The organism is Methanosarcina sp. DH1 (assembly GCF_020804205.1).
Taxonomy (GTDB): domain Archaea; phylum Halobacteriota; class Methanosarcinia; order Methanosarcinales; family Methanosarcinaceae; genus Methanosarcina; species Methanosarcina vacuolata.
Window position 1 is genome coordinate 183965 of sequence record NZ_WJBJ01000002.1, and the last position, 12785, is coordinate 196749.

Genomic DNA, 12785 nt, shown 5'->3' on the forward strand with positions numbered 1-12785 from the left:
CCACCTGTTTTTTCAGCCTGTATATTATTCCTGTAGCCAGGCCTGTTTTTTCATTCCTGTGTTAGTCCTGTTTTTTCGGTCCTGTGTTAGTCCTGTTTTTTCGGTCCTGTACTGCAGTAAGTTATATACTGGCGTTAAGTCTGTATTCAATATTGTATTAAGTATTCAACACTACATTAAACACTGCATTAAACACTACATTAAACACTGTATTCAACACTGAATTAAACACTGCATTAAGCACTGCATTAAGTCGTATATTCTGCATTAATCCTGACATAGTCATAGGTCAGGTCGCAACCCCAGGCTGTTGCCTGTTCCTCTCCCAGATTGAGGTTAAGGGTAATGACAATTTCTTCATTTGCCATTATTTTTTTCAAAAGCTCGAGATCCGAAGAACTGGAAATCTCGCCGGAATTTACAAGTTCAACCTCCTCTCCTCCTCCTGAGAAAGAGAGAGAAAGCATTTCCTGTTCAAGTTCGGCACCTGAGTAGCCTGCGGCGGCTACAACCCTTCCCCAGTTTGGGTCCTTTCCGAAAATTGCGGACTTAACCAGAGGAGAACGTACAATTGCCTTTGCAACAAGTTTAGCGTCCTCATGTGTTTTTGCGCCAACGACCCTGGCTTCAATAAGTTTTGTAGCGCCTTCTCCGTCTTTTGCCATTTTCTTTGCAAGCTCGGTGAAGACGTAAATCAGCCCCTCCTCAAAGTCATCCAGACAATCCATACAGGGCTTGACTCCAGACTTGCAGGTGGAAGTAAGGAGGACCATGTCGTTTGTGCTTGTATCCCCGTCAACCACAACCATATTGAAAGTTTTATCCACTGCTATTCTGAGAGCAGCATCCAGTACGTCTGCAGGCACTTTCGCATCGGTATATGCAAAACAGAGCATAGTTCCCATATTGGGCTCGATCATCCCCGAACCTTTGGCAATTGCTCCTATCCTGATCCCGCAGTCCATCTCAATAGCTACTTCTTTTACGACCCTATCCGTGGTCATCATTGCTTTTGCAGCTTCACGGCTGCACTCAGGAGAACTGCCCAGTCCTTTGAGGACTTCAGGGATATGTTCCGCGATTAAGGAGACATCAAGCCTTCTGCCAATTACTCCTGTCGAGGCAACTGCAACCGCGTCAGCTTCAAGACCAAGCTTCTGGGCAAGTACGGATGCCATTTCCATAGCATCCAGAAAGCCGTCATCGCCTGTAAAGGCGTTTGCGTTTCCGCTATTTACAATTACTCCCGAAAGACGGTGATGAGTATCGATTACTCCCTTACTAAGAGTAACCGGAGCTGCTGTGACCTTATTTTTTGTAAAAACGCCTGCTGCAGGCCCCTGTGCAAGAATGACAGTCAATCCCATTTTTCCGGTTTTAATTCCGTTTGCAGATACACCCTTTACTGCACAGATTCCACCTTCGATTTCCTTCATGAAAGACTCTCCTTTTTCCTCAAAGCTTTGCAAGACCTTCGATAATATCGCCGCGAGTAATGATCCCCACCACGCGGTTGTCCTCAGTTACAGGAAGCCTGTTGATCCTGTGCCTTATCATATGCTCGGATGCCTCTTCAACAGATGCCTCGGAAGAGATTGTGTGCACATCCTTTATCATAATCTCTTCTATCTTTGTGGAACCCACATCAGAAAGCATCTTCTTTGTTTCCTCCCAGCCAAGGAGTTCCCTGATGGGAACCTCAATAACCTCAAAGGGGCTTGGAAGCCAGAGTTCCCCCTTTTCGGGGAGTATCAGCAGTTTTAGCAGGTCCGCTTCACTTATGATTCCCACAAGCTCTTCACCGTCAAGGACAGGTGCTCCACTGATATTGTTTTCCTTCAGGACTCTTGCCGCTTCCCGGACTGTATCATCAGGCTTGCAGAAAACAACGTTCGGGTTCATGACATCTTTTACATTCATCTGACTATACCCCTTGAGACAAATTCTATTCTTTAATTTAATCCGTCACCAGTTATATTTTCTTGCTTTGGTTAAGTTTACGGAGCTGCAGCAGGCAGCCAGAGCCCAGATTTCTCGTCCAGTCCGAACATAAGGTTCATATTCTGGATAGCCTGTCCGGAAGCGCCTTTGACCAGGTTATCGATTGCAGAGAGCACGACAACCCTGTTATTTTCCTTATCTGCTTCAAAGCTTATATCACAGAAGTTAGAACCTCTAACTGCGGTCAAGGAAGGAACTCCTGAAGGGAACCTTATAAACGGCCTGTCCCTGTAAAATTCCTCGTAAATTGTCTTTAAGTCATCCGTGGAGAGAGGTTCTTTTGTAAAGAGGTGAGCAGTTGTAAAGATCCCCCTGATAGATGGAATTACGTGGGGAGTGAAATTAATGTTCCTGAGCTTTCCGTCAAGCCCGGTCAGTTCCTGGACAATTTCAGCCCTATGCCTGTGAGCTGTAAGTTTGTATGGGATGATATTTTCCGCCAGGTTTGGATAATGTGAGTTTTGAGTGGGTGAGATCCCAGCTCCTGAGATTCCTGTTTTGGAATCAAAAACCGCAATATCGATAAGTCCAGCTGCTGCAAGCGGGGCTGCTGAAAGGGTTGCCCCTGTAGGAAAACACCCAGGGTTTGCCACGAAATTTTCATCTGCAACTTCAGGGTGGAGCTCTACAAGCCCGTAAACGGCATTTCTCGGGTCGCTATGCTTTATCCCGTAGATTTTCTCAAATTCTGAGGTTTCAAGCCTGTAGTCCGCGCTAAGGTCAACAACCTTAGTGTTGCCGTCAAGCAGTTCAGGTACATAGTTCATACCAGTTCCGTGAGGTACTGCAAGAAAAACTACGTCACAGCGCTCCCTTATATCTTCAGAGTCAGGATTTTCATATTTCAGGTCGAGAAAACCTTCAAGATGCCTGTGAGTGCTCGTTACAGGCTTCCCTGCAAGGCTTCGGGAAGTTACCAGCTCTACCTTGACATTCGAGTGGTTAACAAGCAAGCGCAGGAGTTCTCCTCCCGTATATCCCGAAGCTCCTATTATTCCAGCCTTAATCATAAGTGTCACTGCCTGTGTAATACTAATACAAGATAATTAAATTTGTTATTGAAAAAAACAAATATAAAATCTGTTTCTGTTATTAATTGATGTAATGAGGTCTGCTAAAAAAGCTGGTTCCGGCTACAGAGCCATACCTTTTTTCGTAAGCACAGTTTTTCAAAGGAAATCTCAACTTGTAATCACTATCAGTAGATATTCTTTACATAACCGATTTATAAAGGAAATTAAATTGAACTTCTGCAATAGAATTACAAATTGAGTTAGATATGCACTTTCATAATTAAATTATAAAGTGAATTGGATATGTTGAGTTAGATATGAATATGTTGAGTTAAAGATACTTCTTCAACTTCTTTATAAATGGATCTCAAGTGAAATCTGCTTTGATAATCGAAATTTTTCCTGGAAGCTTCTGCCTGGATTCCAAACTTACTGCTGATTGTCTACTTTCGTAAAGGATAAGAAGTTTACTTTTCCCGGTTCAGGGCATCTAGCTAGAAGACGCTAATCATAAGGAAGCCTTATAATGGAAACTCCCCAAATTTGTCAGTAAATTTAATTATGGAAGTTTTTTCCCAAATTTATTAGTAAATTAAATTGTGCAGGTTTTCTTTCCGAATTCTAGAGAGAACGACTCATATAATTTTAAATCAGTAAGATTTAAATTTTTTAATATATAAGTATATTCCAGATGAAAATTGCTAAGGCACTTAGCGCCGGAAATTGGAAGTTTACAGGTAAATGATTTTATCTTTGGAAACTATCTTACTATAGGAAAATTTGCGACATACCCTTTAAGTGTCAGGAAGAAAAAATCATGAACAGAAAGAAGACAGTCTATCTTGCAGGTCCCCTCTTCAGCCATGCAGAACTCGATTATAACGGTAGATTGAGGGATTTGCTGCTCAGTAAAGGATTTTTGGTTTTTTTACCACAGGAAGATGCAGAGGATACGGTAGATGAACGCGAAAAACAAAATCAGGAGTGTATTTTCAATAAATGTGTGGAGGGTCTGGACGGTTCTGACATTGTAGTTGCAGTTCTGGATGGTGTGGATGTAGACTCAGGAACTGCCTGGGAGATAGGCTACGCTTATGCAAAGGAAAAGCCTGTTATCGGGATTCGAACCGATTTTAGATCTCTCTCCGATGGGATTGTTAACCTTATGGTAGAGATGGCTATAGTCTCCCTTGCAAAGGATGAAGACGAACTGCTGAAAATGATTGAAAAATTCCGGTAACTTTAGTGGCTGACTTCCAACTGTTTCTGTTCCCGAACTTTTAGGTCCCAACTTTTCTTTGATCCTATTTTTCTTTGATCCCATTTTTCTTTGATCCCATTTTTCTTTGGTCTCATTTTTCTTTGGTCTCATTTTTCTTTGGTCTCATTTTTCTTTGGTCTCATTTTTCTTTGGTCTCATTTTTCTTTGATCCCAACTTTCCTTTAGTCCCAATTTTTCTTTGCTCGGAGCTACTTGTAACCCGAACTACTTTTTCCGTTCACCAGAATTTACTCTTGAAGACAAAATCACAGATAACATATCAGGAAATCAAAGTTGTGCTGGTGCACCCTGTTGCTTGCATGGGCATGTTTGTGCTACCGCTCTAAATATGGAGTTTAAAGGAACTACTAACGTTTTTAGAGTTCAGGCTTTGAAAACCTAATGTGTAGGCTTATTTTTTCTCGACCTCAAACTTTGATATATCCAGGAACCAGTAGCTTTCCCTTAAGACCATTTCACTCTCTATGACCTTTATTTTGTTTTTGAACAACGGACCGTCAGTAACAAAGGTATGGAATTCCCCGTTTTCACCACATGGATCGATTGAAGGATTGTGATTTTTCAGGTCGTGTATGAAATTTTCATCGATTTTTCGGCCCAGCCACTCTTTCCCTAGCAAATCGGCTTTGACGCTGAGCAGGATCACCTCAAACCCAGAATTTATGAGGTCATTTATGATCTGTTCGGGATTCCTCTGCCAGAGAGGCATTATTAACTCAAGGCCCAGGTCCCCGCATATCCTTTCTACAAGTTTCTCGTGTGTGCCGATATGCCCGAAAACAGCCCCATCTATTTTCTCCCCGCTATCCATTAAATTACGGACCACTGTTTTGAATTCCTGTTCATATGACACAAAGTCTTTATGGATAAGAGGAATTCCAAGCGCCTCAGACTGTGCATAAACCAGGTCAGGACTGATGTCATGGGAGCCGCGCCTCTGAATTTCCCTAAAGTTCAGGAGATGGAAAACCTCAAAACCTTCCGAGATTGCCCTGTAACATGCAAGACAACCGTCCTTTCCTCCTGTCCATGAAACAACCACCCTGCCTTTGTCACTTTTGCTTTCATCGATCTTACTTTCATCGATCTTGCTTTCATCGATCTTGCTTTCATCGATCCTGGCTGAAGTTGGATTGGTTCTCATCTTCCATATACATGCACAATTTGAAAAAAAGTCTTTTGTTTTTCACCGGCTGTCTCTCCGAAATTCCTCAAAACCTGTTAGGCCAAGTTTCTTCCCTACATCAGCAAATGGGCCCTGAAGGATCAGTTTGAAAGCACACTTACCCGTAGGCGGAAAAAAGAGAATGAACAGGAGTTATAAAGATGCCCTTTGTATTAATGAAGTGTTAATGAAGTGTTAAAACCCCCTTTTTAAATTAAATATGTAATTACATATGAATTGGAATTAGTTGAGAAAAGATCAGTTGCAGAAGCTAGAATCTATAACGATTATTAGGTAAAAAAATTTTAATATAGAATGCCCAACATAATAACTACTGGAGGTTAAAATAGTGACCTTTGTGAACGGATATAATTTCACAAAAGTGAAAACTTCACATGGGCCTGATATGTACGTCTCCAGATATGGGAAGCTGGTAAAGATCGTTCCATTCAGTCCACAAGTGGAGTTTTCCGACAAATACACCAATGACTTGATCCACCAAATCGAGTCAGTGGAGTGAAATAATAGCAAATTTTTCCGACTTTTTCTTTTTGATTCGGACCTATTTTTATGAAAGCCTTTTTTTCAGGCCGAAGCTCGCTCGGTCTGGCATTTTTTAGACTATTTTCACTATATATATAACTTGTGTTTACCTACATTTTTTATATACAGTTCGTGAGTTCAGGAATTTTCAGGGGCTTTCAGCTTAGAGTACCTGGTTTATGACAGCATTTGTTAACTTTACATAGGTAAAAGAAGCCTTAACAAATAGAAATCCGGTAAACTAATCTTCAATTATAGGGAAAAGAATAAATGTTAGAAACTAAGGGGAACCATCAAGTTGCTCCGGGCATAAGAAAAATCAATAAATTGACCCAATAGAAATCAAAGTCAATAAATTGGTCCAAAATAGAAAAGAAAGTCGGCAAATTAATTAAAAATGAATATGAAAGTTTATAAATTGGTTAAAATAGAAATAAAAGTCAATGACATGATACAAAAAAGAAATGAAAGTCGATAATTTGATCCAAAAGAGAAAGGAAAGTTGATAAATTGATCCGAAGCTACAGGAAAACCGACCTTGAAGAAATGGTAAGAATCTGGTATGAAGCCTCCGTTATTGCCCATTTCTTTATCCCGGCCTCGTTCTGGGCTTCGCAAAAGAACGCAATGAAAGAGAAGTACCTTCCACTCGCTGAAAACTTTATTTTTGAGGACGAAGGGAAGATTGCAGGATTCATTTCCCTTGTTGGAGAACACGTCTGCGCCCTCTTCATAGTGCCGGAAATGCAGGGTCAAGGAATCGGCACGGCCCTTCTCGAATATGCAAAGACCCTGAAAGGAAGGTTATCCCTAAAAGTTTACAGAGAAAACAAGAGTGCATTTCACTTTTATGAAAAGTGTGGGTTTGTGGCGACTGGCGAAGAGGTTGATGAGTATACAAGTTGCGTGCAGATTTTGATGGAATGGGAATGAAATAGTTTTTTTTAAGAATTAAGGGTTTCAAACGCGCTATGGCAGGGCAAATCAAAGATAAAAGACAAAAACAAAAAAACTATGGGACTTACTACTAACTCTTATCTTTAGCAAAACCTTGCTATTGACAAAAAATAGCGATCAAAACTCATTGGTCATCGGTTAAGGAATTTTTACTCTTATGAAATCGATTTTGGAACACTATAACTATTCATTAATATATCGATCTCTAAACCTTTTTCGATTAACATGGACCCAAAGCCTGACTTTTAGATATAGACCTCATAGTCTAAAAAGTTAGATTCACTCCGCAGTTTTTCAGTACAATTTTCAACAAATTCAATAAGAATATCCTGGAAATTCTTGAATTTCTGATTAAGTTTTCTGCCTGGTTTTTTTGCAAGCTTTTCAATGCCGTGAATTACATACTGATGAAGAAATTAGACAAGTTTGAGAGTAAAGCAATCGTGCCAGTTGCTATCACTTATCGAGAGATTTGCTTCGATTTCGTATTTCCGGACCGTACTTTCAAGAGTAAGGGGAGATTGGAACATCATTGAATAAATTGAACATACATCATTGAATAAATTGAATATACATCATTGAATAAATTGAATATATTTGAGTAATATAAAATCCGTAGCAAGAATGGCATTTTTAACCCTTAACTGCTGACCAATGCAAAAATATTAAGTCAAAAATATTCAAAATCGGGGAATAAATTGGAAGGAAATGTAGTAACAGCTCCAAACAAGAGGTAATTTGACAATCTCTAAAACAATTAAGAAAAACTACGAAGAGCCAGAAAAGTAGTTAAATTCCTATTTGCATTATTTAGTGGGAGTAGGTAAAAATGGGTTACAGTTATGTCCCATATCTCGATAGTTTGAGCACCGAAAGTTTGGACTGCTTTGCAGTTGAACACTTAGTTATATTATTTAGAATAGATAGATAAGAATGGATTAAAGTCGTAGTATGTTTCTCGGTAGCTTGAGTATCGATGGTTTTGGATTATTTTGATATATGGTTAGAAAGACTGAACCGTACCTCCAGGCAAATCATGTACAGTAGTATATATAGTTGTATTTTTATGAGTATTGGATATTTAAATGGACATTTATATATATTTTAGATATATGCATCTCAAAAAAATCAGTTTCAGAATCAAGAAATTATACAGCAGAAGCAATTTATACAGCACATACTCCAGCGTATTTTTCAGAGTGCGCTGCCCCATTCCAGAGGATATGCATGTCTAGTAAACCCAATCTATCAATTATAATCCCGGTATATAATGAAGAGGAAAATATACTGGAATTATATGAGAAACTATGCAATACCCTTTCACTACCTCACCTAATTGAAAAATCATATGAAATAATTTTTATTGACGATGGGTCCACAGATAGTACTTTTGAAGAAATAAAAAAAATAAAAAACTCTAAAGTTAAGATTGTAAGGTTTCAGAGAAATTATGGAAAAGCTGCAGCTCTGTCCTGTGGATTCAAAAGGTCAAAAGGGGATATTGTCATTACTCTGGACGGGGACCTACAGGACGATCCGAAAGAAATCCCCAGGTTTATAGAAAAACTAAAAAAGTATGACATGGTTTCCGGCTGGAAAAACAAAAGACATGACCCTATTTCGAAAACGCTGCCTTCAAAATACTTTAACCGGTTAACTCGATTCATAACCGGAGTCAACATTCACGACTTCAACTGCGGATACAAAGCGTACAATAGCTATGTTGTAAAAAACATAAATGTGTATGGAGAGCTCCATCGTTACATCCCAGCTCTTGTTTACTGGAAAGGTTACACCGTAGGAGAGATTGAAGTTGAACATCACCCGAGAATACATGGAAACTCAAAGTATGGAGTCGAAAGGCTATTGAAAGGATTTCTGGATCTTATAACAGTTACATTTCTGATGATATACAAAAAGAGGCCTCTACACATTTTCGGAGGCATAGGAATCCTTCTTGGGTTATTCGGAATAATTATATCCGTATACTTAATGGTTTCGTGGGCAACAGGATTAAAAATAGGAGATCGGCCTCTTCTCATGCTTGGAATCTTACTTACAGTCACTGGGGCTCAGTTTATCTCCCTTGGCCTGATAGGAGAACTGATCACAAACTTGAGAAATAACGATGATTATATAATAAAATACGATAGCTATGAACTGGAAAATGGCAGGTAAAATTACGTCATTTCGGGTTTAATGTTTTACCAGCTACATAATTTCGGGTTTAATGTTTTACCAGCCACATCGAGGCCTTATCCAGATAGCTCCAAAAGATAGAAATTAATGAATAAAGATATGCCCGAAAATGCCGGTTGTTTATTTTTAACTAATGGAGATGGTGTTTCAGAAAGTTTTCGAAACAGCCAGAGAAATAACCGGCAAAAATCGTAAATTTTCTACAAAAGATATAGAGTTACTTATGACTCTTATCAGAGTCTGAACCACTAACTTAATAATACCCTCGAAATTCTATACAAACAAGAGTAATAAGGAATGACGAAGAGACAGAATTAATAATATATAAAATTATATGAAATTAATTAGTTAGGTGACGGGTTAGAGGATGATCCCAAATAAACTTGAAAATAACCGAGTAAAATGATAATCGAATTTTACCCATGAGAGGTACAATGATATCGGGCACACAAAAATGGCTAAAAAAACACTTAATTGATAGCCAGATATTGAATGATTATAAAAAAAGTTTGAAAGAATATACCAGTGTCTTAATACTTTACACTTTACTAACTTTTATACTTACTTATCCTGTAGTTTTCAAGATATGCAATTATATTCCGGGAGGCGGAGACGCATTTCAGTGGATAAGAATACTCTGGTATACTCCAGTAGCCATATTCAACCCTGGCCTAACAAACTTAACACACGACTATTTAATATTTTATCCGGATGGAATCCCAGCTTCACCCTTTCAGTCGGCATTTAATCAAATCCTTTCATACGTGTTATCCAGCATAATAGAAATTCATGTAGTGTATACCATACTATGGTTGTTCTCATTTATTTTTGGAGCATACGGTACATATCTGCTTGTAAGATATCTGACAGGTGACAGGACTTCTTCCTTCATAGCTGGAATTGTGTTTGCTTTTTCACCTTATCATTTTGTACATTCACTTGGCCATTTTGGAGCAAATAGTATTGAGTGGATACCTTTCTGCGCCCTATACTTGATGAAAATGTTTAAAGAAGGTGGAGCTCGAAACAGTTTTTTTGCAGGAATATTCTTTATTCTCGTAGCCATGAGCGACCTTCAATATATGATGTTTATGGGAATTTTCGTGATGTTGCTGTTTGTATATGAAATATACGTTTTTTTAATAACAGAAAAAAGAGGTTATATAGAAACACTGAAAAGAATATTCTACAAGTACGCCTTATTCGGATTTGTTTCATTTATAGGTATAATACCTCTCGCCCTGGAAAACATTTTAACAGCTACATCCAGCGATAACTTTTTAAAATTAAATCCCTCTGAAACAGTCACGTATTCAGCTGATTTATTAAGCTTTTTTCTTCCTTCGGTTTTGCATCCCGTTTTTGGGGATATCATGACAAATATTTATAACAATTTTTCAGGAAACACCAGTGAAAATACGATGTTTATCGGATACACTGTGATTTTACTCTCTTTATTTGCAGCTTATAGACTGAAAGGAAACAAACATGTAAAATTCTGGCTGATAGCTGCCCTATCTTTTTCGATAATCAGCCTTGGCCCACTTCTTCATGTAAACGGTAAGACCTCGTTTACAGAATTCAATACTACTGTTCCTCTTCCGTATTTAGCTTTGTATTATTTGATCCCATTTCTGGACAACTGCCGGACATCTGGTAGATTTTTTGTAATTGCTTCGCTTTCATTCGCAGTTTTGATGGGTTATGGAGCGTCAGAACTGCTAAAATCCAACAGGATAAATAAAAAGGCAACTGTAATTGTAATAACTGGTTTGATAATTTTTGAATATTTAGCAGTTCCTGTATCTTTATCGCCTGTCGATGAACCCTCGTTTTACAAAGAGATTTCACAGGATAAAGGTAATTACGCATTGCTTGAAATCCCTGCAACTAAAGATTATGTAGCAGGTTCAACCATCATTTATTACCAGACAATACATGGAAAATCCGTCATAGGTAACTGGGCTGCCAGATACCCATCTACTGCAAGAAATTTTGAATTAAATACACCTGTGGTAAGAGAATTAACTTATTTGCAATCTACTGATGATATTCTGGACAAGGATATAGATCAAGTCGGAACATCAATTTTAAATTATTATAACATCTCGTATATTGTTTTGCATACAAATTATATGAATGACACAGAAATTGACTTTGCCGAGAAACTAATCCAAATGAATCTCAATGCGGAACGAAAAACCTATGAAAAGGACTCTCTAATTGTGTACCACGTCAAAAAAGAGCCTCTAAAATCATTTATGGTCTTAAAAGACGGATGGAACTCACTGGAAACATTAAATTTAGAACCCGCTCGATGGATGTCAAATAATGCTACAATATTAGTTTATTCGAATAGCTCCAGAAATGCCACACTAAATTTTAATGCACTCAGTTTCCAACGTCCGAGAACTCTGGAGGTTTACAATGGCAAAACTCTTCAAGATAGACAAACTATCAGTACAGAACTTTCCAGGGTATCTGTTCCAATTAGCTTAAAGGAAGGCGAAAATCTCATTCTTCTGCATGTGCCAGAAGGAGCTGATATCCCAAGTAATATTCCAGAGTTAAAAAATGAAGATAGCAGAGAATTGAGCATAGAAGTTCAAAATGTTCGATTAACCGACTCTTCGTAATTTCAGGGGGTAGTTTGAAATTCAACTTTTTTAATTTTTGATCGGCCATAGGTATCCCCTTCAAATTGAGTGGTCCTCAAATTGAATGGAAATCCTCACTTTTAATTTCCATTGACTGAGCTTTTTTCTCTGATGAGTTGAACCAGATATGTCATCTCAAATGCACTTACCACAGAAAAAATATAATTAGCCATTTTGCCATATCTTAAAAATAATTCCCCCACACCCTTTAGACTTGGCATTTTAGCGTTTTTCAATTTAAAGTCTTCATTTTTTGAAAACTGTAACATATCCTGACATAGTTTTAGTGTTACTGCCCTTAACAGACTCTACCGTTAAGCTTACAGTATACTTTCTGCTTTATGTCTGTGTGTGCAAAATTCTTGACTGTCGAATAAGTACTGTCTCCAAACCTCCATTTTCATGAAGTTGGAGAGCCTGTACTTTTGTCAGTAAGTTGCACTTTCAAGAAGATTTTCATAAGGTTGAAGCAGCTGAAAAAGCAGTAACATGTGCCTTTAATTATTTTACGACAATATAGTTCTTTATTGTTTTCGTGTTTGTTCCTGCAGCATTCTTCACTGTTAAGCTGACCGTATATTTCCCTGCCTCATCGTATGTGTATGAAGGATTTTTCTTAATTGAATATGTTCCGTCTCCGAAACTCCATTTCCATGAAGTTGGAGAGCCTGTACTTTTATCCGTAAACTGTACCTTCAGTGGAGCTTTTCCTGAGGTTGGAGTTGCAGAAAATGAAGCAACAGGTTTTATCGGAGCTGTTTTTACAGTGATATAGTTCTTTATTGTTTTCGTGTTTGTTCCAGCTGCATTCTTTACTGTTAAACTGACAGTGTATTTTCCTTCTTTACTATATGTGTGTACAGGAGTTTTAACTGTGGAGGTTTTTCCATCTCCAAAGCTCCATTTCCAGGATGTTGGGGAGTTTGTACTTTTATCYGTAAACTGYACCTTCAGTGGAGCGTTTCCTG

Annotated in this window: 10 protein-coding genes; 5 read left to right on the forward strand and 5 right to left on the reverse strand. The window is 38.3% G+C overall.

Translation table 11 applies throughout. The annotated features are described in order from the left end of the window. Positions 1–248: 248 nt before the first annotated feature. The 3 genes from argJ to argC form a co-directional block, all read right to left on the reverse strand. Positions 249–1436, reverse strand: a complete 1188-nt coding sequence (argJ, locus tag FXW07_RS01270) for a bifunctional ornithine acetyltransferase/N-acetylglutamate synthase (RefSeq protein WP_229393393.1) — start codon at positions 1434–1436, stop codon at positions 249–251. Positions 1437–1455: 19 nt separating this feature from the next. Then, positions 1456–1920: a CBS domain-containing protein gene (locus FXW07_RS01275; protein ID WP_229393394.1), complete on the reverse strand. Its 465-nt coding sequence runs from the start codon at positions 1918–1920 to the stop codon at positions 1456–1458. Positions 1921–1997: 77 nt separating this feature from the next. Beyond that, a complete protein-coding gene (argC, locus tag FXW07_RS01280; protein WP_229393395.1) occupies positions 1998–3011 on the reverse strand; it encodes an N-acetyl-gamma-glutamyl-phosphate reductase in 1014 nt (337 codons plus the stop codon). An 820-nt stretch (positions 3012–3831) separates the two neighbouring features. Between argC and FXW07_RS01285 the strand changes: the two genes are divergently transcribed. After that, positions 3832–4254 carry a nucleoside 2-deoxyribosyltransferase gene (locus FXW07_RS01285; RefSeq protein WP_048121785.1) on the forward strand — a complete coding sequence of 141 codons (423 nt, stop codon included), beginning with the start codon at positions 3832–3834 and terminating at the stop codon, positions 4252–4254. A gap of 433 nt (positions 4255–4687) precedes the next feature. Here FXW07_RS01285 and FXW07_RS01290 read toward each other — a convergent pair whose 3' ends face one another. After that, entirely contained in the window at positions 4688–5440 is a 753-nt protein-coding gene (locus tag FXW07_RS01290) for a diphthine--ammonia ligase (protein ID WP_229393396.1), read from the reverse strand. A 370-nt stretch (positions 5441–5810) separates the two neighbouring features. On the opposite strand from FXW07_RS01290, the gene FXW07_RS01295 reads away from it, so the two are divergent. The 4 genes from FXW07_RS01295 (at position 5811) to FXW07_RS01310 (ending at position 11796) form a co-directional block, all read left to right on the forward strand. Continuing rightward, complete coding sequence (locus tag FXW07_RS01295) at positions 5811–5981, forward strand: hypothetical protein (RefSeq protein ID WP_229393397.1); 171 nt, start codon at positions 5811–5813, stop codon at positions 5979–5981. Positions 5982–6514: 533 nt separating this feature from the next. Then, on the forward strand, positions 6515–6937 hold the full coding sequence (locus FXW07_RS01300; RefSeq protein WP_229393398.1) for a GNAT family N-acetyltransferase: 423 nt from the start codon (positions 6515–6517) through the stop codon (positions 6935–6937). Positions 6938–8188: 1251 nt separating this feature from the next. Further along, entirely contained in the window at positions 8189–9139 is a 951-nt protein-coding gene (locus tag FXW07_RS01305) for a glycosyltransferase family 2 protein (RefSeq protein ID WP_229393399.1), read from the forward strand. 455 nt (positions 9140–9594) lie between these two features. Continuing rightward, positions 9595–11796: a hypothetical protein gene (locus tag FXW07_RS01310; RefSeq protein WP_229393400.1), complete on the forward strand. Its 2202-nt coding sequence runs from the start codon at positions 9595–9597 to the stop codon at positions 11794–11796. A gap of 522 nt (positions 11797–12318) precedes the next feature. Here the strand turns inward: FXW07_RS01310 and FXW07_RS01315 are convergent. After that, on the reverse strand, positions 12319–12785 hold a 467-nt coding region (locus FXW07_RS01315; RefSeq protein ID WP_229393401.1), incomplete at its 5' end, for a PKD domain-containing protein.

Bases quoted from the DNA above. Each gene is read 5' to 3' on its own strand.
- argJ (WP_229393393.1), bottom strand. From the start codon at position 1,436: ATGAAGGAAATCGAAGGTGGAATCTGTGCAGTAAAGGGTGTATCTGCA.
- FXW07_RS01275 (WP_229393394.1), bottom strand. From the start codon at position 1,920: ATGAATGTAAAAGATGTCATGAACCCGAACGTTGTTTTCTGCAAGCCT.
- argC (WP_229393395.1), bottom strand. From the start codon at position 3,011: ATGATTAAGGCTGGAATAATAGGAGCTTCGGGATATACGGGAGGAGAA.
- FXW07_RS01285 (WP_048121785.1), top strand. From the start codon at position 3,832: ATGAACAGAAAGAAGACAGTCTATCTTGCAGGTCCCCTCTTCAGCCAT.
- FXW07_RS01290 (WP_229393396.1), bottom strand. From the start codon at position 5,440: ATGAGAACCAATCCAACTTCAGCCAGGATCGATGAAAGCAAGATCGAT.
- FXW07_RS01305 (WP_229393399.1), top strand. From the start codon at position 8,189: ATGTCTAGTAAACCCAATCTATCAATTATAATCCCGGTATATAATGAA.
- FXW07_RS01310 (WP_229393400.1), top strand. From the start codon at position 9,595: ATGATATCGGGCACACAAAAATGGCTAAAAAAACACTTAATTGATAGC.